We start from the raw sequence: 22,697 nt of genomic DNA, 5'->3' as shown, positions 1-22,697 counted from the left end.
ACTCATGCCACGCTTTATATCGCCCATGCGCCCCCGCTACATGCGTTCTCCAACGGACATTCCCAAGGAAGGCCTGCAGGTACAATCCATAACGGCGACTCCCGAAGCATCGAAAAATCCAGAAACGAATGCGGCTTCGGTGAGTGATGCGCAGGATTCGCCCGAGGCGCAGGAGCCTGAATACCCTGAAATCGTGTGCGTGTCCGAAGGCACGTTCCGCCAGATTCGCGACGACAGCCTGGTACTCCTTTCGCAAGGAATTTCTCACCGGCTCTTGCGCAGTATCGAAGGCCCTTTTTTGATTTTCGTTTTGCCCGAGCACGAAGAATTTGCACGCCTACAGTTGGCTCTTTACCGCAAGGAAAATCCGCCTAAAGAAGAAAACCCGCCGATTCCCTTGAGTTTTAGCTTGCAGCCGCTCTGGATTTTACTTGCTCCCGTGATATTCACGCTAATCGATTTTTCAGACAAAGTAAATCTTCATTCACGAGGAATCTCGGATGCCGGCAAGGTCCTTAAAGGAGAATGGTGGCGCGCGCTCACGGCACAGACCTTGCACGGCGACACGCGGCACCTAGCGTCGAATTTACTCTGCGGCTACATCGTGATGAACATGATTACCTTCCGCATTCCGCTGCTACGGCTTGCGCCGTTTATCGCCGTCGCGGCCGCGATTGCAAACATTTGCGTCTCGCTTACGGTAAAGACCGACTTTCGCTCGCTCGGTTTTTCGACATTCGTATTCGCCGCCATCGGTTGCCTCTCGGTAATTGAATTCAGGCTCATGCCCAAAGAAACCCACGGCCTGCTCCGGCGATTCGCGCCGCTCTGCGGCGCGGCATCCCTTGCCGTATTCCTCGGGCTCGGCGAAAACGCCGACATTCTCGGACACGCCTACGGATTTATTGCCGGACTTTTCTGCGGATTCATTCCCAGCAAAAAAGCGCTCCGCTGGGGAACGCCGCTTTCTTCCGTCGACGGAATCGGGCTATTGCTTTACTACGCGTTCTACGTAATCGCGTGGAAAATGGCGATGGCATGAAAAGCCGCACGAAGACCCGTTATTTACACATACAAAAAGGCGGTCTTAGACCGCCCTTAAAGTAAATTTCAATTTCTTTAAATAATTCCGAAATCCGAGTTCCGTATTCCGAACCAACTAGATGTTCAGGAACTTCTTGGCCTTGTCGGCATAAGCCTGGTTGTCGCCGTAGACCGTGAGAATGCGTTCTGCAGTCTGCTTGGCCTTGTCGGCAGCACCGAGCTGTTCGTAAACAAGAGTGAGCTTCCACATGGCGTCGGCCACCATCGGGACCTCGTCCACCGGTTCGTCCTTCTGGAAGCGGTCTTCCTGGTCGCCCGTGCGCTTTGCAAATTCAGAGATGTACTTTTCCAACAGACCGGCAGCGGCAGAATAGTCAGCCTTTTCGATCTTCACAGAGGCAAGACCATGCATGGCAGCCGAACGAACTAAAGCAACAGAACCGGCATTGTCGAGGCTCTTCTGGAAGAACACTGCAGCGGCGTCAAATTCGCCAGCCTGGAACTTGATGTTGCCTGCGTAAAGAGCTGCCTTGGCCAGAGCCACACCGGAAAGCTTACCGGAATTGATCTTGGATTCGAATTCCACGAAAGCGGAGTCATTCTGATTCGCATAAAGGAGCGTCATGCCCGGACCAAGGAGTTCGGCCTGTTCGGCAGCAGCAGCCTTGCGATAATCACGGAACTGCACCACGCCCACCACAATGACCATAATCACCACGATGGCGGCAATGACCTTGGAGCCGTGTGCGACAAAAAATTCCTTAATTTCAGAATTGTTGGTATTCGATTCGTTTGCCATATTAAACGTCCATGTTAAATTTCGTGCTCCAATCATAGAAAATTTTTAATGTATTGTCAGCACACCTTGACAAATTAGGGCCGTTTTGCTAATTTTGGCCTACCATGCCACTCTAGCTCAGCTGGTAGAGCAGCTGATTCGTAATCAGCAGGTCGGCAGTTCAAATCTGCTGGGTGGCTCGAAAAAATCCCGCTCGATGAGCGGGATTTTTTGATTTTTAGGGTACTTTGTATATCTTGACCTTAAAGGTGTAATCGCCATCATTGCCTTCGGTTGCATTGGTAATCGCGAAGGCGTAGAAGCCTTCACCCGTTTCAGCATTGTAGGTTGGGGTCTTGGCGACGTAAATTTGGTTGAAGTTCTGAATCATGTTCGTCAGTCGTTCAGCATCGATAGTCTTGAACTTGAAGTCGCTGACATAGGCAGTCGCAGGGACACGATCTGCATTTATGTCTTCCGGCCAGATATCCACTTCATAGTCATCGGTGTAAGGCGCAAAATCTCCGTTAATAATCGGGGAGAATAAGAGACCCGAGCCGCTTTTCGCAGAAAGTTCCGGATTGTTCCTGTCGCCGGCCTTTTCGAAGATTATGTCTGCCGTTGCAGCTCCTGCGGCAGGCACTGCAACGCAGTAAACTAGGTCAACCCCCGGATTCACGTTCGTAGAAAGTTCAACCTGACAAGTTGTCATCGGGATTTCTTTAACCTGAACGGCCGAAGAAGAGGAACGCACATCGCCGCAATAATCGTATGCATCACGTTCAAACGGAATGATTTCGGTTCTCTGGAAAACTCTGTCGCCGGAACTAGCCGTCACAGTAACGATTAGACTGTACGTGCCACATTCTGTAAAGCCCGGATCCAGCAGATCAATGGTCACAAAAGCAGAATTCTTGGAAGTCAGGTCAATGGCATTTTGCGTTGGGAAAGTGATTTTGTTAGAGTTGACAGGTACGTTAACAGCGACCATGTTACCCGGATTACCCTTACCGATCAGATATTCGATTCCGATAAAGGCTATGTTGAAAGAGCTGTCCACGGCGGCAGAGTCGCCGACAACGTCCAGACTGAATTGGCCTTTGAAACGCGCTTCATCACCAACAATACGAGAAGAAAGCTCCGAGGCCGTGATAGTAAAGTCGCTCTGATCAGGAACAACAATCACTAACTCACTGCTACTGGATTTTTCAAAAGAACTACTAGAATCCGTCTCATCATCCTCAACAAAGCTACTGGACGATTTTTTCTCTTTCTTCGAAGAACTAGACGATTTTTCCACAGCAGAACTGCTTGAAGCTTTCTTTGAAGAGCTGCTAGATTCGGCTACAGACTCATCCGAAGACGACAAAGCTCCCGTTCCATCTTCCGTCACAACAGGAGAAGAATCGTCAGAGCATCCAAAAAACATAAACGCTGCTACAAGACTCACTGCAGCAAAGCCACGAATAGATAGACTTTTCATTTTACAATTCCCCACAGGTTAGTTACCTTCACAAAGGTAACTAAAATTATAACAATGCGGAATTACTTTTATACTAGATATGAAAAATCCCGCTCGACGAGCGGGATTTTTTTTCATTTATTTTCTAGCAGCTAACTCTTCAGGAGTGCGAGCAAGGATATCCCAATCGCCGCGCTTGATAATCTTGTAGGCGTAGCCCTGTTCGGTAAGGAACAGCTGGCGGTTCATGGCGAATTCCTGTTCCTTGGAATCCTGCGTCACGATGCTGTAGAAATGCGCCGCGCCACCGTCGCTCTTCGGGCGGAGCACGCGACCGAGGCGCTGGGCTTCTTCCTGTCGGCTACCGAAGGTACCCGAAATCTGGATGAGCACGTTGGCATCGGGCAAGTCGATGGCGAAGTTCCCCACCTTCGAGACCATCAAGTTCTTCTGCGTTCCGTTACGGAAGGCGGCATAAAGCTTTTCGCGGTCCTTGTTCGGCGTCTTACCCGTAATCAGCGGAATCTGCAAATCTTCGGAAAGGGCTTCGAGCTGGTCGATGTATTGGCCAATGATCAGCACGCGGTCATCGGGCTTGTCAAAGTACTTGAGCAGGCGTTCCACGATGTCCGTCTTTTCGGGATTTGTAGATGCCAGCGTAATCTTTTCGCGGACAGGCGCAAGCGCATACTTCATCTTGAGTTCCGGTTCCATCGGAATGCGGATTTCGTTACAGTCGGCGGTTGCAATCCAGCCCTGGGCCTCGAGAATACGCCACGGAATGTCGTACTTTTTTGGGCCAATCAAGCTGAACACTTCGGTTTCCTTGTGGTCTTCGCGCACGAGCGTTGCCGTAAGGCCCAGGCGGCGAGTGGCCTGCATTTCAGTACTCAAGCGGAACACCGGAGCCGGCAGCAAGTGCACTTCGTCGTAAATCATCAGGCCCCACTTCTCCTGGCTAAAGAGCGGGAAGTTTGCAAGTTCCTTCTTGACTTCTTCCTCGGTCAAATCGTCAATATCGGCATCGGCTTTTTCGTCGGCCTTCTTGGCACGCTTGCGCTGCGTCAGAATCTGGTAGGTCGCCACCGTCACGGGGCCGATTTCCTTGACTTCGCCGGAGTATTCCTTCACCTGGTCGAGCGTCAAGTCCGTCTTGTCGCAAATTTCGCGAATCCACTGACGGCTAGCCGAAATGTTCGGCGTCAAAATCAAAGTCTTAGTTTGTACCAAAGCCATCGTGGCAAGGCCAATCACCGTCTTACCCGAACCGCAAGGCAGCACAATCACGCCCGAACCGCCCTTTTCGGAACCGCTCGCGTAGAACACCTGGGCAGCTTCCTTCTGGTAGTCGCGCAGGGCAAAAGGCTTGCCGCCTACCGTCGTTTCGCGCAAGTGAATCGGGAGCGGATCGCCCACGGTATAGCCGGCCAAGTCTTCGACCGGGAACCCAGCGTTGGTAAGCGCCATCTTCAAGTGGCCGCGACGTTCCGGATCTACTTCGGCATGCAAGTCATCGATAAAGTGAAGCACGTACGGCTGCACTTCTTTAAGGTTGCAGATTTCGGTGAACATGTACTTGTCATCGGATTCTACAATCAGCTTGTCGCCTTCTTTTTTCAGGCGAAGCAGCCCGTAACGAGACATGTAGTCTTCGATTTCGGTCACCACGGATTCCGGAATCGGGAACCGGCTCTGGCTTTCGAGACGTTCCAAAACTTCCGGTGCACGAAGTCCCGTTGCAGCCGCGTTCCACAAGCTTAGCGGGCTAATCTTGTAGGTGTGTAAATGTTCTGGGCTCTTGACCAATTCGGTAAACGGTGCAATCGCATCGCGAGCCGCTTCATAAGTGGGGAGATCGACCTCCACCATGATTTCCATATTACTCTGAACAATAATGGCGCCATTCGGATTCATAGGCGCCAAATTTAGTAAAAGTTACGTAATTAGAGTAGTGTTGTAGGGTTAATTTTATATATCTTTATATTGTAAAAAAAGAGGTTTTTTTGAGCCAGTTAAAATTGAATGGAAAGACCGAGACGCTTTGCATTTTCGGTCATCCTGTTGGTCATAGCAAGTCGCCTTTGATGCACAATGCCCTTTTCGAAGCATTAGGCATCAATGCGGCCTATTTGCCCTACGCCCCGGAGCCCGAAAACCTGGCCGACGCCATCAAGGGTTTTAGGGCCATGAAGTTCCGCGGGGCAAACGTCACAATCCCCTACAAGACCCCCGTGATGGACCTTGTGGACGAACTTTCGGACATTTCGAAGTTTACCGGCAGCGTCAATACGCTGTACTGGAAAGACAGTATTGTCGGGGGCACATTATGCGGCACCACAACCGACCCCTACGGATGCATCCGCAACCTACAGGAATCGGGCGTAGAACCTTCGAACAAGAAGGTCGCCCTGCTCGGAAACGGAGGAGCAGCCAAGGCAATCGCCTACACGCTCGCCGAAATGCAGAACCAGCTCACCATCGTGTGCCGCAACCGCGAAAAAGGGACAGCGCTCGCCGACAGCCTGAACCAGTTCTTTAACGGCAAGGCTCCCCAGGTCCAAGTTGCCACGTTCGATGAATTTCCGGTCGTATCCAAGGATATCGAAATCATCATCAACGCAACCTCCGTGGGCATGACTCCAAACGAAGACCAGTCTCCCCTGACCGAAGAATCCTTGCACCAAGGTCAGGCCGTGATGGACATCGTGTACACGCCGCCCATGACCAAGCTTTTAAAGACGGCCCAGGCAAAAGGCTGCAAGGTGGTGACCGGCGAAGGAATGTTGGTGCACCAGGGCATCGAAAGCTTTAGAAAATGGTTCCCCGAAGAAACTAAAAACAAGACGAACGACGAACTCGCACAGATTATGCGCAAAGGAATGCAGGGCTAACATGAACAAGCACATCTTTTTCACCGGATTCATGGCAAGTGGAAAATCCCGCACCGGACGCGCCCTGGCAGAACGGTTAAACCGCCCCTACGTGGATACCGACGCCGTTATCGTCGAACGCGCGGGTAAAACCATCAGCGAAATCTTTGAACAGGACGGCGAAGCCAAGTTCCGCGAAATGGAACGCGATGTCGTCGCCGAATTTGCCAAAAAAGAAACCCCGCACATTATTTCTTTGGGCGGTGGCGCACTCACGCAGCCGGACAACCTCAAGGTCATCCGCGAAAACGGCACCATCATTCGCCTGTGGGCAAAGCCCGAAGTGCTTTCGGAACGCATTGGCCGCAAGAACACGCGCCCGTTGCTTGCAAACCTCTCCGACGAAGAACGCCTTGAAAAAATCAAGGTGATGCTCAAAGAACGCGAAAAGAATTACGCGAACGCCGATTTTAGCGTGGAAAGTTCCGACGAATACACCGAAGACCACGTGATTGAACGCATCCTGTACATCCTGAATTTCTGGAACAGCCATGCGCTGGACGTGTGCCCGAGCAGCGGCGGACGCTACCCCATTTTTATCGGCAAGAACATTATTCCCGAAACAGGCGTATTGCTTGAAAGCCTCAAGCTCATGCCGAGTCATGATTTCTTGGTCTGCACCGACACAAACATTGCCAAGGTGCAAAGCCAGATGATTGGCGAACTGAGAGGCCAGGCCGGACGTTGCCCGATTTTCAAGTTCCAAGCCGGCGAAAAGAACAAGACACTTCACAACCTGAACCAGCTGTTCAGCTTTATGCTCCACCGCGGCTACACCCGCAAGAGCTGCCTGTTGCAGTTTAGCGGCGGCGTGGTCGGCGATATGGCAGGCTTCGGTGCTGCCACCTACCAGCGCGGCATTCCGTTTATCCAGTTCCCGACAACGCTTTTGAGCATGGTCGATAGTTCCGTGGGCGGAAAGGTTGCCGTGAACCACCCCGAAGGCAAGAACATGATTGGCGCATTCTACCAGCCGAAAGCGGTGGTCTGCGACCTCGCGGTGCTCAGCACCTTGCCCGAAACGGAATACCTGGCGGGTCTTGCCGAAATCGTGAAGTACGGCGTGATTTACGACGAAGAATTCTTCCGTTATATGGAACAGAATGTCGAGCGTATCAAGGCTCACGACCTCGACGTATTGAAGCACCTGATTTACCGCAGCTGCGCCATTAAGGCCGAAGTCGTCGGCATCGACGAAAAGGAAGCTGGCCTGCGCGCTATTTTGAATTACGGGCATACCTTCGGGCATGCTATCGAAAACTTGACGCACTACAACATGTTCACGCACGGCATTGCCGTATCGCTTGGCATGCGCGTGGCCGCCCGCGCGGCAGTTCTCCTCGGCAAAATCAGCGCCGAAGAAGAAGCTCGTCAGAACAAACTCTTGGACGACCTCGGATTCCCGAAGAAATACGATATCGACGTGGATGCCGCATGGGACGCCATGGCTGTTGACAAGAAGGCAGAAAAGGGCAAACGTGTTTACATCCTTCCCACGAAGATTGGAGCCGTGGAAAAGGTCGTGAACATCGATAAAGATATCATTACTCAAAGCTGGGGAGCTATTAAATGAATTCGGAATTAGGAATTCGGATTTCAGAATGATTTTGCAATTCTGATTCCTTATTTCTAATTGCCAACAACTATGGACTAAGGACGAATATATGAGTATTCTTGTAACCGGTGGAACAGGTGCCCTGGGCTACCACATTCTGTCGAGCCTCGTGGGAACGACGCACGATCTGTACAGCTTTAGCGACGAACAGCCGCAGCCCTGGCAGAAGGTCGATGGCGTCGAATACCTGAACGGCGACTTGCTGAACTTCAAGCACATGCAGGACGTGATACAGTTCGTGCAGCCCACGCACATTTACCACCTGGCGAGTCAATCGTCGGTGGGGCTCAGCTACAAGAAACCATACGAAACGCTGAACATCAACTTGCTCGGCACGCAGAACTTGCTCGAAGCCGTGCGCCAGAATTGCCCGAAGGCAAAGGTGATGCTTTTAAGTTCTAGCGAAATTTACGGCCGCACCGATCATCAGCTTACCTACTTGCACAAAGAATCGGACGCCCCGAATCCGCTTACGCCTTATGCAACATCGAAAGCTTGCATGGAACTTTTGGGCAATCAGTTCAAGAACGCTTACGGACTGCACGTGGTTTTCGCGCGTCCCTTCCACTTTACGGGCCCGCACCACAGCCGCCGTTTCGTGATTCCCTCGATTACTTACCAGCTTGTCAAAATCAAGTATTACGGTGCAGAGCCGACCATTTATTCGGGCAGTCTCGACATTAGCCGCGACGTGATTGACGTGCGCGATGTGGCACGCGGCATGATTCAACTTTTGAACCAGTCCGAACCGGGCGAAGCTTACAATCTTTGCTGCGGAAAATCCTACACGTTCCGCGAACTCACCGAAATGCTGGTGGATATTTCTGGCGTGAGCGTGGACTTCCGTTTCGATCCGGGTTACGAACGCAGTAACGACATTCCGCTCCTTATCGGAAACCCTGAAAAAGCCATGAGCAAGGGCTGGAAACCAATGATTAGCATCGAAGACTGCCTTACCGACTTGTTCAACGAAATGGTATTACGCCGCCGTACAGAGCTCAAACTCGGCATGGGACAGGATTTGAGACTCTAATTCGGATTTCGGAATTCTGAGTTCGGAATAGAATATGAAAAAATGAATTGTCATTGCGAGGAACGAACGTGACAAAGCAATCTATACTGATAGCGATTATGGCAACACTCTGTGCATCGTTTGCTTTTGCAGGTGATGTCGTGGCGCCACAAGGCTCTGTGCGCAGCGTGTCAGTCGAGGACTTTATGCCGCACCAAAATAACGCTAAAGAATTCAACGAAACATGGAGCTATCAGTTCGTTTTCGACAACGGCACTCGCGCCTTCATCAACTATTCCACACTCCATATTCCGGGCTCCGGCAAGAAAGTCGCTTGCGACATGAGCTTCTGGAATTTCAAAAGCAAAACGTACACCGTAGGCCGCCAGTACCCGCCCGAACGCCTTAAAGCCGACAAGGCCTCGGCTACAATCGACATCAAGGGCGAATACAAAATGGAACACAAGCCGGGCAAAGATCACCGCGTGTACTTTACCGCCGACAAGGGTGGCAAATTCCTGCTTGACGTGACCTTTGAATCGGCCGAAGTCGGGAAAGTCCCCGGCAACGGCGTGTGGAAAATCGGCAAGGAAAGTTTCGGACAATACGTGCACATTCCTTACGGCCGCGTTAAAGGCAAAATCGCCTACAATGAAGACACGATTGCCGTGAAGGGATACGCCTACATGGACCAAACCTGGCAAACCGTGCAGGCAACTGACCTGGCCGTACGCTCCATCAACTTTAGCACAAGTGCAAAGTCGCCGCTGTTTGCAGGCCGCATCTCGCTCACCGAAAAAGGCGAACCCTTCGGATACGCGCTCTACAAAGACGAATCCGGAATCAAAGTCGCGCACCCCAAGACAATCAAGGACGGCAGCGACAACTATAGTGGCAAAAAATTCGCAAAGAGCGACTTGACCTTCGAATGGCAAGACGCAAGCGTTCCCGCACTCAAGTTCAGCGTGGCAAAGACGCTCCAGAAGGCAAGCCTTTTGGACAAAGTAGACGGCTGGTTCGCCAAGAAGGCCTTCAAGATTGCAGCTGGCGGCGAAGTTCTATTTTACAGGGGTAGGAGCGACGCAAGCCACGGAAAAAAGATTGACTGGTGTATTACCGGAGTTAAAGACTAATGACTAAGTTTCGCCCATGCATTGACCTGCACGACGGACGTGTAAAGCAGATTGTAGGCAGCTCGCTGAATGACAGCGGCACGGGTCTCAAGACGAATTTTGAAACGGACCGCTCCCCCGCCTGGTTCGCTGAACTCTATAAGAAAGATGGCATTAAGGGCGGCCATGTAATTATGCTCGGCAAGGGCAACGCAGACGCCGCAAAAACAGCACTCGCCGCCTACCCCGGCGGACTGCAAGTCGGCGGCGGCATCACCGCCGAGAATGCGAAGGAATACCTGGACGCAGGCGCTAGCCACGTGATCGTGACGAGCTGGATTTTCCCGGAAGGCAAGCTGGACCGCGAACGTTTGGAATTGCTCTCTAAAACGGTCGGCAAGGAACATCTGGTGCTCGATTTAAGCTGCAAACGTGTGAGTTCCGCGAAGAAAAAGCAATTTGTCCCCGACGACGAAATCGACGATCCGGACGAAGCACACCCCCGCTGGAAAATCGCCACGAACCGCTGGCAGACATTGATAGACATCGAAATCAACGAGGAAACGCTCGAAGACCTTTCGCGTTACTGCGACGAATTCCTGATTCACGCCGCCGATGTCGAAGGAAAGCAACAGGGCATGGATGACGAACTGATTATGTTCCTCGCCGAGCACAGTCCCATTCCTTGCACCTACGCCGGCGGCGCCAAGTCGCTTGAAGACTTAAAGCACTGCAAACAAATTTCTAACGGAACGATTGATCTCACCATCGGATCGGCCTTGGACCTGTTCGGTGGCAAAGGAGTGAAATATGCCGACTGCGTCAAATTCAACAAAGCTTAAGGCCACCGACGTTTTAGATACGCGTCCGGCTATCTTTGGACGCACCGTCACGAGCACCTTCAGAAAGATGTTCGGTTTTAAGCACCAGCCCCCCGGAAACTTGCGCACCGGCATGATTCCGCCGATCGTATTCGGGTCGCTGTTTCTTAATTTACCGAAACTCTTGAAGTTGCGATTCTATTTGAAAAAAGAACGCAAGCAACACCCTGCCGATGATGTGCGCATTCTTTTTTATTCCGACAACCTAGACGAAACCAACGGAATTGCAAACAACTTAAGAAACGTGATTCCCTACATGCGCGCCCACGGCATGCACGCTTTCCTCGCCGGAAACGCCTTCAACACGCGCCCCTGCGGTGTCGTCGAAAACGGCTACTGTATTTTACTCCCGCGCCTATTCAGCATGGAACAGCTCGGGTATGCGAACAGCGAACTGGCCATTCCGCGCGTGGGTCCGGTACTTAGGCTGCTCAAGCGCTACCCCGTCGACTTGATTGAATTTGAAACGCCAAGCCCAGGAGCATGGCTCGTATGCTTCTGCGCCAAAGTTGCCGGCATCAAAGTCTTTAGCCATTACCGCACCGACGTTCCGACTTACACCCGCACGCTCGTGAAAGCAAAATGGATGTTCCACTTTGTGCTCTGGCTCATGAAGATTTTCTACGGCATGACCAAGCCCGTGGTAAGTCCCTGCAAGGACTACGCCAAGATTCTCACGACGCAGTTGAAGGTACCCGAAAACAAGGTGCAGATTTTGCCCCGCGGTCTCCCGCTCGAAAAGTTCTCGCCAGCCATGCGCGGCAAGGGCGTCTGGGAAAAGTACAACGGCGCAACCGAGGCAATCCAGAACGAAAACCGCAAGGTGCGATTCTCGTTCATCGGGCGCATTTCTAAAGAAAAGAATTTGGAATTCTTGAACGGAGTCTGGAAAAAATTTGCAGAAAAACACAACGACGTAGAGCTCATGTACGTAGGCTACGGCTGGTACCTCGAAGAAATCAAGAAGTTCTTTGAAGGCGACAACAGCGTGCACTTTGCAGGCGAACAGGGCGGAGAAACACTCGCAAGCCTTTACGCCGATTCCGACTTCTTCTTGTTCCCGAGCGTTACTGACACATTCGGAAACGTGGTCGTCGAAGCCATGTCTACAGGCACGCCCGCGATCGTGAGCAATTACGGCGGCCCGCACGACATCGTGATGGATGAAGCCGCAGGCCGAATCTTGCCGATTGACAAAGACGCCTGGCTGAATGCTTTGGAAGACGCCCGCAAGTTGTACCTCGAGCAACCCGAAACCTACGCCAAGATGCGCGAGGTCGCCCACGAACGCAGCCTCAAGTACACCATGGAATCTTCGACCAAGGCCCAGTTCGAATTCTTCAGGAAGCTCAAACGCGAAGCATACGGAATATGAGCAATGAACTCGGTGCTACGCACCTCTGAGGTATGAGCATCGCTATTAAAAACATGGATAAGGCAATCTTAAAATATTTGCGAGATTGGTTTCGTAAGAATGCTGCTGAGTTACCGTGGCGCTTGAGCGATTTAGACGCCCCCCGCGACCCGTATGCGGTGTGGATTAGCGAGACCATGCTACAGCAGACGCAAGTGTCAACCGTCCGCGAATATTTCGTGAGGTGGATGAAGCGCTTTCCCGATATAAAAACGCTCGCCGCCGCATCCGAAGAAGAAGTATTCATGTACTGGCAAGGTTTAGGCTATTACAGCCGCGCAAGAAATATTCTAAAGACAGCAAAAATCGCCGCAGAACGCAAAAAATTTCCCCGCACGCGCAAGGAACTGGAGGCTTTGCCCGGCATCGGTGCTTACACCGCAGGCGCAATTCTAAGTCTCGCCTACCACGAGCGCGAAGCGATTCTCGACGGCAACCTGGTGCGCATTTTTTCGCGACTTTACGCCCTCGATTTTTTACCGACGGAATCTAAAGAATCGTCCGAAGCCTATTGGAATTACGCCCGCGAAGTCGCCGACTCGCCCAAGGCTTACATGCATAACGAAGCTTTGATGGAACTTGGCCGCACCATCTGCAAAATCAAGAACCCCGATTGTGCGAACTGCCCGCTACAGGAATCTTGCCGTGCCGCCAAAGAAAATCGCACCGCCGACTTTCCTCCCGCCAAAAAACACATTCAAAAAGACTGGCACGGCACCGTACTCGTCATCGAAAGCGCCGACCACAAAATTCTAGCCATTCACGGCGGGCAAAAATTTTTCAAGAACCAGTTCACGTTGCCACATTTTGAATCGCCGCGCAACGCCACCTCGGGCCTCCCCGCCCAAGCCGAAGACTACATCAACGCCGACAATGTCTGCGCAGTCAAGAACATCGGCAAATTCAAGCACAACATCACCGTGCATAAAATCGAATGCGATGTCCTGCACATAAAGCTCCGCGAAAAGGCTCCCATGCGCAAAGCATCTGCAAATACGACACACGAAATTCAGTGGATCAAGCGTGAAACAGCCCAGGATTTTTTTGCGAACAGTTTCTGCCTAAAAGCATTGGCGAAACTTTAGGCAAATGTGAAATGAGTAATGTGAAATGAATAATTCCTCATTACATATCTCACATTTCACATCTTTAATTACTTCTTCTAAAACGTCTTCTTCGCCTGGCAAATAAAGCGGATGCGGTCATAGCCGCCGTTCACCGTTTCCATCACTTCGTCGGCAAGCACATGCATGAGCGTGCCCGTCAGGGAAATGCCATACTTCGGGAACATCTGCGAGAACGAGGCGTCCCAAGTCCAGTCGCCCTTCACGACCATCGGGTTCTTGCTGCGCAAATTCCACTTGGCATCGCTCCTGTAGCGAATCGAGTGTGAAATCTTGAAAGTCTTGTTCAAGAGCCAGTCGCCCATAAAGCCTGTGTAGAATTCCGCCGGAGTCACTTCGGCATTGTCCACCGGGCCTTCAATGTGTTCAAAGCCCGCCATCGCCGTAAACTTGAACATGTCGCGGTACCAGGTATTCAGCCACAATTCCGCCGTCACGCCTTTAATCCAATCTTCAATACGATCGACGTCGCCATAGCGCGTGGTCAAATCGTATTTTTCACGATAGCGGATTTCCTCGACATCAAAAGTTTCGGCCCCATGTTCTGCCCACAGGCTTCCGCGACCACCGATAGAAACAAAGCCACCCAACGTATCCACATACGAGGCATAAGCCTGAATCAAGTTCATCTGTCCATCGGCTGTCAAGTCAATTTCGCGGCCATCATAAAATTCTTTCGTATCGGCAAGCGGATTCAAGCGTGAGCCCGAAATATTCTTGACGCCCACCACGACACCTATGTTTTCGGGCGCCGGAGCCACAAACTGGATACTGTCCTGCACAAGCCAATCGCGTTCATTCACGCCAAAAGTCACATCGGCCGTCAAGCGCCCTACCGGTTGCACGCGCAATTCCATAAACGGCCACGCCACGCGATCTTCTTCAAGTTCGGTGTATACCGTCCCCTCGTCATCCACCGCGCGGAAAGCAAGTCCTGCCGCCACCTTGAAAAATCCCTTTTCGCAAGCCTTGCCGCACTTGTAGTAAACGGAGCCGTTCACTTCTTTGCGGCTACCCTCTTCCTTATCGTGCAGGTTTTCGAACTCGATATCTTCGTAGGCGACAGTCATCGACAAATCCTTGATGTCGGCGCGCGCTTCTACACGGGGTTTGTAATGCGAAGGAATCCAGCGAGAAGTCGCCGTATACGTCCAGAGGTATTCTTCGCCCGCCAAGACCGAGGCGTTCACGAGCGAATTCGTGTAACCGAGACCGCCGTAGGCCGAACTGAACATCGCCCAGTTTGCACCCAGGTGAGTGTAGTTGCCATTTACCATATCGCGGCGGTAAGCGTAGGCGCCACTACAAAAGTGGTCATCCTGAAAAAGCCTCGCCGTAGCCCATAAGCCCTTGTAAGTCGGACTGCGGAAACCGCCTTCCAGAATCGGCGTTCTGTTTTCGGGTCTATTATATTCTGTAATAAAATCCTGGTAAATCAAGTCACCCAGTTCATTACCCGTCTTCAGCCATACACCCGGTTCAAGCGGAGTCCAGTTCGGCGTTCCTGACCAGCGATTAAACAGCAAGCGGTCACGCAGTTTCGCAGGAGTCCAAAGTTCGCTTTCTGCATGCACTCCGCCAGCGCCCATCACTCTATCAAACGCAAAAGTCGGGCCACCAATCAAAAAAGTTCCGTCGGCGCGCGTTTCATATTCCATGCCTTCCATTTCAGCAGGCACCTGAGCCACGGCAATACCCGAAGCCAAAAGAAACGGCAAGGTCAAAGAACGATATTTCATTACCAAAGCTTCCTTTCTACATAAATGCCTGCATACAACATATCAGAACGCTTAGGCAAGGTCCAAATTTCTTCCCACATGAAGTTAAAACCCATGCGGAATTTTTCAAAATTCCAAAGTACCACGTTCAATCGGGCAAACCAACCGAATTCCGTTTCGTTGTCGCCCAAAGTGCCACCCGGTTCATCATAGATTTCATCTTTCACGATGTCATCATCTAAATCGGCACGAGTCCAGTTACAAGCAAAACCGCCACCAAGAACTACCGGGTGAATCGCCGGGAATCGCCAATCGAGTCCAAGCTTGCCCGAAGCCTGGTGTACGCCGTCATACGGCACCACATCTGGACGCGGCTTGAAATACGCGTAATGGAACATCACCACGCCATCGACATTTTTCCAGTACGAATAGCGAAAAATGAGTCCACCATACATCGTATTGTAAGTGGCATCAATCAAGTCGCCAAACGGATAAATCTCGCCGCCTTCAATTCCAAGATACACCTTCGAAAACGCGATGTCTTCTACTTTGGTTGAATCTTCTTGAGCCAGTGCAGCTAGCGCAAGGCTCGCAACCAGCAATAAAATTTTTTTCAGCTTCCCCATAAAATCCTTTTTATTTTCGGCGCAATGCCTGAGCAAAGAACCCATCAAAGCGTAAATCTTCGGTGCCCGGGAACACCGACTCGCCTTTTTCAAATTCCGGATTTTCCTTCACGAACTTGTTCACAATCTTGGTCGTTTCTTCCGGGTCCGGACTGCAAGTTGCATACACCAGAATTCCACCCGGCGCAAGCCTTGCCGAGGCGGCCTGCAAAATTTTGTACTGCAGTTCTGCCAGTTCCTTGATCGATTCTGGCGTCATGCGGTATACCGATTCCGGACGGCGCGCAATCACGCCCATGTTGCTGCAAGGAACATCGAGGAGAATGCGATCAAATTTGGATGAGCGAGTGTCATCCTGAGCGGAGCGAAGCGAAGTCGAAGGATCCAAAGCAAGTACATCACGGCATTCCACGCGCACATTCGTAAGGTCCAGGCGATCCACGACATCGCGCATCTTGAGCACGCGAGATTCCGACACATCGCTTGCTAGAATTTCAAGAGAAGAATCCATTTCGGCCATGAGCGCCGCCTTTCCGCCAGGGGCCGCGCACGCATCCCAAACCTTAAGGCCTGGCTTCAAGTCCAGCAGTTTCACGACTTCGTAGGCAGACGGATTCTGCATGCTGAATTCGCCCTTCGCAAAGGCTTCCGATTCCAGAATCGTCTTAAGTTTCGCATCCGCGGGCACTTGAATGTAGCGGTCGTAAAGAATGCTTGCGCCCGTGAGCCCGAGCTTTTGGGCAAGCACCGGCGCAGAAGTCTTCTGCAGATTCACCCGAATCCATTCCACGGGGCGCTCAAGCGTCGCTTTCGCGAGCGCTTCGGCGCGTGTACCGCCATAAATGTCGAACCACCTGCGCACCAGCCATTCGGGCACCGAATTCTCGATGGACACGCGCCGCACCTTTTGAGGTGGGAGCGCCGGCAGCCCGGACTTGCGCGCGGAATGCAGCACGGCGTTCACGAGCCGCGCGGAACCTTCGCCAAGGTTCGCCGCCTTCACAAGTTCCACGCTCGTCGAAACGGCGGCGTGGTCCGGGATTTCCATAAAGAACATCTGGAAGATTCCCATTTCAAGCACGGTCGCCACTTCAAGCGAAGGCATTTTCTTTACGAGAGTCTTTAAAAAGTATTGCAGGTACAGGTGCCTGCGGCACACGCCCAGGGCAAGTTCCATCGCGAAAGGAGAAAGCCCGCTTTCTTTAATAAAGCTACCGTCCTTCTGCCACAGCAGAAGCACGCGGTATGCGTCCATGCGCTCTTTGAGGGAATCGTCTAGCAAAAGCAAAGTCCTTCGCGCTTCTGGATTCCGCGCATGAAGTCGGCGACAGGCATCGGCTTCTTACCTTCGGCCTGAATCTCGATGACCTCGAGCAGGCCCTCGCCCGTACCCACGTAAAAGCGATTGTCCTTGAATTCCACTGCACCCGGGGCAAGCTTCGGGCCAGCCTCCGGAGTATCCGTCTTGCGCAGGTAAACCATACGGCCGCCCAGCTTCCCGTAACCGCCGGGCCACGGGTTGAACGCGCGAATCCTATTGTGGATTACTGCAGCAGGCAGGTTAAAATCGATAAGGCCTTCTTCCTTCTTGAGCTTCGGAGCGCCGCTTGCCTGCGCATGATCCTGCGTCAAGTCCTTCTCGCGGCCTTCGAGCAACTGGTGAATCGCATCGTCCAGTGCGTCGCAACCGGGTGCGACCATCTTTTCCAAGAGCGAAGCCGTCGTATCCTGATGGTCAATCGCCACCATGCGTTGCGCAAGAATCGGGCCGTGGTCCATCTTCTCGTCCAGGCGGAAAACCGTCACGCCCGTTTCGGGAAGGCCATCGGCAATCGCGCGCTGGACCGGAGCCGCACCGCGGTACTTGGGGAGCAGGCTCCCGTGAACGTTCACTGCGCCGAACTTCGCGACACCCAGGATGTTCTTCGGCAAAATCGAGTAGGCAACGACCACGAACAGGTCGGCTTCGAACTTGCGCAAATCCGCCTCAAATTCGGGCGACTTCAGGTCGGTCGGCTGCAGCACGGGGAGCCCGTATTCGAGCGCCAGTTGCTTGACTGGCGGGGGCGTGAGCACGCGTCCGCGCCCTGCCGGGCGGTCAGGCTGCGTGACAACAGCCACCACGTCCGCAAAATCACATTCCTTGAGATGCTTCAAAAAACAAGCCGCAAATTCCGGCGTTCCCATAAATACGACTTTCATAATATGAAATATAGAATATACTTTTTCTAAATTTACGCCCGCAATGAGAATCCCGCTCCAACTTGCCGTCATTTTCGCCATCTGCCTTGCCGGGGAATTCCTCCACCGCATCGTGGGCGTGCCCCTCCCGGGGAACATTATCGGCATGGTCCTGCTGCTCATATTACTTTGTACAAAAGTCATCAAGCCGGAGCAGATTTCGGGCGTCTCGAGCTTTTTCCTGAACCACCTCGCGCTGTTCTTCTTGCCGCCTAGCATCGCCATCATGGCCGTCGGTGACGACGTACTTTCCAAGTGGCCGCTTTTACTGTTCCTCTGCATCGCCTTCACGCTCGTGGCCATTGCTGCCGGCGGCCGGGTCACGCAGTTTTTTATCCGCAGGCAGGAATACCGCGAAAACATCGCCCTGCGTGCAGAACGCCTTTCCAAGCGTGCAGAACGCAACGGCACAATCGGGGGCGAAAAATGAACGCCATCATCAACTCTCCCCTGTTCGGCATATTCCTCACGCTCGTCGCTTTTGAAACCGGCGTGTTCATCAGCAAAAAATTCAAGTATTCCTTCCTGAACCCGCTCCTGATAGGCAATATCCTCATCGTCGGATTCCTGCTCATCACGGGCATCAGCCTCGAAAGCTACAACGTGGGCGGCGACTACATCTCGGTGATGCTCTCGCCCGCGACAGTCGTGCTCGCCGTGCCGCTCTACAGGCAGATTTCAAAACTCAGGCAATTCTGGAAGCCCATACTCGCGGGCATTTTTGCAGGTAGCCTCACCTCGATTGCGTGCGTGATTCTTTTCAGTAAACTGCTCGGGCTGAGCAACACGCTCATGCTCTCGCTGCTCCCGAAATCCGTCACCATCCCGATGGGGAGTGTCATCTCGTCGCAAATCGGCGGCATTCCTTCCGTCACCATCATCGCCATCACCGTCACGGGAATCACGGGTGCGGTCGCGGCCCCCGCCGTATGCAGGTTCTGCCACATAAAGCACAAGGTTGCGCAGGGTATCGCCATCGGTACCGCAAGCCACGCGCTCGGCACCACCCGCGCCATGGAGATGGGCGAAGTCCAAGGCGCCATGAGCAGCTTGTCCATCGGAGTCGCGGGTTTATTTACCGCGATTGTCACCCCGATTATTTTAAGCTTGATTGCTTAGGCTGTTACGCCTTTCCCACCAGAATTTCGGCGACAATACTTTCGCCTTCAGGAATTTCGCACAGCTTTTTCAACTCATCGTGATAGAAAAACCGCTCACAGCGAGTCGCCTTGCGAAGCATTTGCCCTGACAAGTTCATCGATTGCGCAATATAGCCCGCATTCAAATTCATGTAACGGTACGCGCGTTCACCAAGCAAGTTGCAAGATTCGTTCAAATCCGCCGTAAGCAAGAGCGCAAATGCAGTATTCTCGGCCACTTCGGGCACCGCATGACACTTGGCAAATTTTTTGATGTTCAATATCGCCGACTGCATAAACACCGACTTGCGAACAGGCACATAGCGATAAACACCCGGGTACACAAACATCACGTCAAAGGAGATCACCCAGATTTTTAGAAGCCCTGCACCGAACAAATTGATTTGCCCGACTTCAAGCCAGCGGAGCATACTCGAAAAATCATCCAGGTCAAAACCTACTTTTCTAAACGGGTGCTGATTCCTCGAAGACATTTCAATATCTTCAAGCTTACCCAAGTAGCTTGCCGCATCGTACTTGGCTGGCGTCAGTGGGAATTCTTCACCCGGATACGCCTGGGCCGAAAGTCTACGAATGCGAATACATTTCGTAAGATCAGTAATGTTTTCGGCGCGGTTCTGACGCATGAACAAAGCCGGGTATCGGGCCGGATCGTAACCGATTTCCGTTTCCATCTCGCTACGGTTCGAATAAGCCGTCTCGCCGACACCTTCGTCCACAGAATCAAATGCCAGTTCGCTGTATTCCGGAAACACAGCCAAAGCTGCCAGCGGAATTTCCGTTACAGGCAAGTTGAGCGTCACCGCAATTTCGTCATCGACAAAACCGCCCAAAGCAAAGACCTTTGCACCCTTCGATTTCGAATGGAGCATGACACTTGCGGCACAGGCACCCACGTCTTGCATCACCTGCGCATAAGCCGCTTCTCTATAATGCCAGACAGAGCGTTCCAAAAGGCCCGTAAAAATATAAATCAGCGGAGCTTCTTCTGCAAAATCCTTGTCCGGGAAGGCGGCCACAATCTTTTTCATTTCTTCGCGGCCACCCACGCGAACCAATTGCCCCACCACATCGGGAACCTTGCTTTTGCCTACAGCATCATAAGCATAAACGCCATCGGGCACCTTTCGGCCTCGCACGACAACGTACACGCCCACCGGTTTTAAATTATCGCCAGACACGTAACCGAATGCAGGAATTTCACCTTGATGTAAGTCGATTCGATTGCAACCTTTATAACGGCGATCCGGATTTTTCTGTGATTCCCAACACACATCCACAGGCTTTTCCTTACGGACAAGGCAAATGGATTCGTGGTATTTCTCAGAAAAAAAGCGCATTTAAACGAAATAATAGCAAAAAAAAGCCCAAAAAGGTGCAACACACCCGATACACCTACGCAAAAACAAGCCAATTTACTAAGTTCATTTTGTCTATTTAATAATAGATTTAAGGCAAAAAGGGAATTGGGACAACCCAAGGTTTCAAACACAATGAGGTTCACATGAATTTCAAAACTAAATCAAGTTTAGCACTCTCTGCAGCAGCGCTTCTTTTCTTGAGTGCCTGCGGCGACGATTCCAGCAAGACGGCTGCCCCCGACGAACCGGCAGTAAATCCGACTGATTCGACGACTATACCCACCCCGCTTCCGACGGATTCCACCACAGTTCCGGCAGATTCTACCGCCAATCCAACCGATTCATCTGCAGCGACAAATCCGACAGTGGATCCGTCTACCCTTCCGGCTGAAGGCCCCATCACGCTTCCCGAAGGCAAGGGCCTCCTGGTTGACGACTTCGAAGACGGCGACAATCATTCTGCAACCATCGACAACTATTGGTACACTTACAGCGATAACGACAACGACGGTGCCTCTGTCATCACGACCCCAGTAAACGAAGACGGAGACATAATCGCTGGCGCCGTCAACAACGGGTCCAAATACGCCCTGCAAGTCAACTACACGCTCGACAAGGGCGAATACGCATACGACCCGTATGTGGGTTGGGGCATTCAGGTTGCCGAAGACGATGCCAACGGTCGTTTCGGTGGCATTACCTACTGGTACAAAGGTGGCGCACACGAAGTCCACATCGAAATTTCCGATGTCACGGACTACGACGTTCACCTGGCAAAGGTCAAGGCCTCTCGCACCTGGACCCAGGCTGTTATCCGCTTCAAGGACTTGGTCCAAGGCGGCTGGGGCACTGAAGTTCCATTCGATGCCAAGCACATCAAGGCAATCAGCTTCCAGGCCAAGGGTAACGCCAAGGTCACTAGCGATTCGCTCTTTATCGATAACATTTACCTGCAAGACACTTCTGAAGTCGAAGCGGACAAGCCCGACATGACCATCAATGACCCGGTCATTCCGACGGTTGAATTCACCGAAGCAGAAATCACGGTCTCGAACCCGTTGCAGGCAAAGGCCATGAAGTACCTGAACAAGGGTATTAACTTCACGAACTGGCTCGAAAATGCCGACGGCAAGTTCAAGGAATTCGTCTTTGACGAAACCGACATCAAGCTTTTGGCCGACAACGGTATCAAGAGCCTTCGTTTGCCGATTGACCTTGACCTGTACGCCACCAACCGCGACGAATTTGTCAAGGATACCACGAGAACCGTCCAGCTCGCCTTTGACGACAGCACACTCTTCACCGTTCTCGATTCCTTCGTGGAATGGACCGGCAATCACAACATGTCGTTCGTGATCGACTACCACGAATACGACAACAGCTACAACGCCACCAGCGCCAAGGATAACAAGTATATCCAGATGATGGCCGAAACCTGGAAGCACGTAGCCGCCCACTATGCCGAAAATACCCGCGAAGACATCTTCTTCGAATTGCTGAACGAACCCGACATGAGTGCCGGCAAGGTGACCGCCGCCCAGTGGACTGTTGCCGCCCAGGCCATGATCGACTCTATCCGCAGCGTCGACAAGAAGCACACGATTCTCTTCGGTGATGCCCAGTGGTATTCGATCAGCTTGCTCGCCAAGCGCACCCCGTTCACCGACGACAACATCATCTACGTGATTCACACCTACGAGCCGTTCGCCTTCACCCACCAGGGTGGTTCCTGGACCGACTATGCCACCATCAAGGGAATCCCGTTCCCCTACGATCCGGCCAAGTGGTCTACGGTTTCTGGCGACTTCGGTGTCACCAAGAGCACTCAGAGTTACGTGAAATCAAATATCAAGAACTACTACAAGACCGGCAGCAAGGAAGCCATCATGGCAGAAATCCTGAAAGCCAAAAAGTGGGCCGCCACCAACAACGTTCCGGTGATTATCAACGAATTCGGCGCCCTGAACCTGCGTTCCTCCGCTGAATCCAGGCTCAACTACTTGACCGCCATGCGCGAAATCTGCGACACGCTCCAGATTCCTTGGACACACTGGGGTTACACCGGCAACTTCTCGCTGTTCGAAGGTGATCTCAAGGGAACCAAGCTCATCGACGGTATCGACAAAGCCCTTGGCCTCGGCGCCGCTGAATAATAAACTTCAACATCATTAGCTCCTTGGGCCGCGCAACCATTACAGGTTGCGCGGCTTTTTTACCCC

19 protein-coding genes and 1 tRNA gene are annotated in these 22,697 nt (G+C 52.2%); 12 read left to right on the top strand and 8 right to left on the bottom strand.

From position 1 onward, the window contains the following. Positions 1 to 4: 4 nt before the first annotated feature. Positions 5 to 1,042 carry a rhomboid family intramembrane serine protease gene (locus tag BUC02_RS05855; protein WP_254794120.1) on the top strand — a complete coding sequence of 346 codons (1,038 nt, stop codon included), beginning with the start codon at positions 5 to 7 and terminating at the stop codon, positions 1,040 to 1,042. 117 nt (positions 1,043 to 1,159) lie between these two features. Here the strand turns inward: BUC02_RS05855 and BUC02_RS05850 are convergent, their stop codons facing one another. Continuing rightward, complete coding sequence (locus BUC02_RS05850) at positions 1,160 to 1,843, bottom strand: tetratricopeptide repeat protein (RefSeq protein WP_083564430.1); 684 nt, start codon at positions 1,841 to 1,843, stop codon at positions 1,160 to 1,162. A gap of 106 nt (positions 1,844 to 1,949) precedes the next feature. On the opposite strand from BUC02_RS05850, the gene BUC02_RS05845 reads away from it, so the two are divergent. Further along, positions 1,950 to 2,022 (top strand) — tRNA-Thr (locus BUC02_RS05845). Between the two features lie 38 nt (positions 2,023 to 2,060). On the opposite strand, the gene BUC02_RS05840 is transcribed toward BUC02_RS05845, so the two are convergent. Both BUC02_RS05840 and BUC02_RS05835 read right to left on the bottom strand, forming a co-directional pair. Beyond that, on the bottom strand, positions 2,061 to 3,305 hold the full coding sequence (locus BUC02_RS05840; protein ID WP_139261039.1) for a hypothetical protein: 1,245 nt from the start codon (positions 3,303 to 3,305) through the stop codon (positions 2,061 to 2,063). 117 nt (positions 3,306 to 3,422) lie between these two features. Then, a complete protein-coding gene (locus BUC02_RS05835; protein WP_073319975.1) occupies positions 3,423 to 5,198 on the bottom strand; it encodes a DNA repair helicase XPB in 1,776 nt (591 codons plus the stop codon). An 89-nt stretch (positions 5,199 to 5,287) separates the two neighbouring features. Here BUC02_RS05835 and aroE point away from each other — a divergent pair, with 89 nt between their 5' ends. The 7 genes from aroE to BUC02_RS05800 all read left to right on the top strand — a co-directional run bounded on the left by aroE (position 5,288) and on the right by BUC02_RS05800 (position 13,333). Continuing rightward, entirely contained in the window at positions 5,288 to 6,175 is an 888-nt protein-coding gene (gene aroE / locus BUC02_RS05830) for a shikimate dehydrogenase (protein ID WP_249268999.1), read from the top strand. A gap of 1 nt (position 6,176) precedes the next feature. After that, a complete protein-coding gene (gene aroB / locus BUC02_RS05825) occupies positions 6,177 to 7,787 on the top strand; it encodes a 3-dehydroquinate synthase (RefSeq protein WP_073319970.1) in 1,611 nt (536 codons plus the stop codon). A 91-nt stretch (positions 7,788 to 7,878) separates the two neighbouring features. Next, positions 7,879 to 8,862 carry a GDP-mannose 4,6-dehydratase gene (locus tag BUC02_RS05820; RefSeq protein WP_073319967.1) on the top strand — a complete coding sequence of 328 codons (984 nt, stop codon included), beginning with the start codon at positions 7,879 to 7,881 and terminating at the stop codon, positions 8,860 to 8,862. 98 nt (positions 8,863 to 8,960) lie between these two features. After that, positions 8,961 to 9,974 carry a hypothetical protein gene (locus tag BUC02_RS05815; protein ID WP_073319964.1) on the top strand — a complete coding sequence of 338 codons (1,014 nt, stop codon included), beginning with the start codon at positions 8,961 to 8,963 and terminating at the stop codon, positions 9,972 to 9,974. After that, on the top strand, positions 9,974 to 10,795 hold the full coding sequence (hisA, locus tag BUC02_RS05810; protein ID WP_073319961.1) for a phosphoribosylformimino-5-aminoimidazole carboxamide ribotide isomerase: 822 nt from the start codon (positions 9,974 to 9,976) through the stop codon (positions 10,793 to 10,795). Before BUC02_RS05815 ends, hisA begins: the two co-directional genes overlap by 1 nt. Then, positions 10,764 to 12,209, top strand: a complete 1,446-nt coding sequence (locus BUC02_RS05805) for a glycosyltransferase (RefSeq protein WP_073319958.1) — start codon at positions 10,764 to 10,766, stop codon at positions 12,207 to 12,209. The genes hisA and BUC02_RS05805 overlap by 32 nt, the downstream gene beginning before the upstream one ends. Positions 12,210 to 12,331: 122 nt before the next feature. Further along, complete coding sequence (locus BUC02_RS05800) at positions 12,332 to 13,333, top strand: A/G-specific adenine glycosylase (protein WP_254794119.1); 1,002 nt, start codon at positions 12,332 to 12,334, stop codon at positions 13,331 to 13,333. 77 nt (positions 13,334 to 13,410) lie between these two features. Here BUC02_RS05800 and BUC02_RS05795 read toward each other — a convergent pair whose 3' ends face one another. Genes BUC02_RS05795 through fmt form a run of 4 tightly spaced genes read right to left on the bottom strand, consistent with a single transcriptional unit; the run spans position 13,411 to position 17,918 of the window. Further along, entirely contained in the window at positions 13,411 to 15,111 is a 1,701-nt protein-coding gene (locus BUC02_RS05795; RefSeq protein WP_073319951.1) for a hypothetical protein, read from the bottom strand. Continuing rightward, positions 15,111 to 15,716, bottom strand: a complete 606-nt coding sequence (locus BUC02_RS05790; protein ID WP_139261038.1) for a hypothetical protein — start codon at positions 15,714 to 15,716, stop codon at positions 15,111 to 15,113. Before BUC02_RS05790 ends, BUC02_RS05795 begins: the two co-directional genes overlap by 1 nt. A gap of 10 nt (positions 15,717 to 15,726) precedes the next feature. Then, positions 15,727 to 17,004: a transcription antitermination factor NusB gene (locus BUC02_RS05785; RefSeq protein WP_254794118.1), complete on the bottom strand. Its 1,278-nt coding sequence runs from the start codon at positions 17,002 to 17,004 to the stop codon at positions 15,727 to 15,729. Then, the gene (fmt, locus tag BUC02_RS05780; RefSeq protein WP_073319945.1) at positions 16,992 to 17,918 is read right to left on the bottom strand and encodes a methionyl-tRNA formyltransferase; all 927 of its coding nucleotides are present in this window, start codon (positions 17,916 to 17,918) and stop codon (positions 16,992 to 16,994) included. Before fmt ends, BUC02_RS05785 begins: the two co-directional genes overlap by 13 nt. A gap of 43 nt (positions 17,919 to 17,961) precedes the next feature. Here fmt and BUC02_RS05775 point away from each other — a divergent pair, with 43 nt between their 5' ends. Both BUC02_RS05775 and BUC02_RS05770 read left to right on the top strand, forming a co-directional pair. Continuing rightward, positions 17,962 to 18,387 carry a CidA/LrgA family protein gene (locus BUC02_RS05775; RefSeq protein WP_073319942.1) on the top strand — a complete coding sequence of 142 codons (426 nt, stop codon included), beginning with the start codon at positions 17,962 to 17,964 and terminating at the stop codon, positions 18,385 to 18,387. Beyond that, positions 18,384 to 19,076 (top strand): LrgB family protein, encoded by a 693-nt coding sequence (locus BUC02_RS05770; protein WP_073319928.1) that lies wholly within the window; start codon positions 18,384 to 18,386, stop codon positions 19,074 to 19,076. Before BUC02_RS05775 ends, BUC02_RS05770 begins: the two co-directional genes overlap by 4 nt. A gap of 4 nt (positions 19,077 to 19,080) precedes the next feature. Here BUC02_RS05770 and BUC02_RS05765 read toward each other — a convergent pair whose 3' ends face one another. Continuing rightward, positions 19,081 to 20,457, bottom strand: coding sequence for a nitroreductase family protein (locus BUC02_RS05765; RefSeq protein WP_073319914.1), 1,377 nt, complete (start codon positions 20,455 to 20,457; stop codon positions 19,081 to 19,083). A 164-nt stretch (positions 20,458 to 20,621) separates the two neighbouring features. Between BUC02_RS05765 and BUC02_RS05760 the strand changes: the two genes are divergently transcribed. Then, complete coding sequence (locus BUC02_RS05760) at positions 20,622 to 22,631, top strand: cellulase family glycosylhydrolase (protein WP_073319912.1); 2,010 nt, start codon at positions 20,622 to 20,624, stop codon at positions 22,629 to 22,631. Positions 22,632 to 22,697: the final 66 nt, after the last annotated feature.

It is taken from the genome of Fibrobacter sp. UWOV1, from assembly GCF_900142495.1.
Taxonomy (GTDB): domain Bacteria; phylum Fibrobacterota; class Fibrobacteria; order Fibrobacterales; family Fibrobacteraceae; genus Fibrobacter.
The sequence above is the reverse complement of the archived record's forward strand: the minus strand, read 5'-3'. Positions and strand labels throughout refer to the sequence as shown.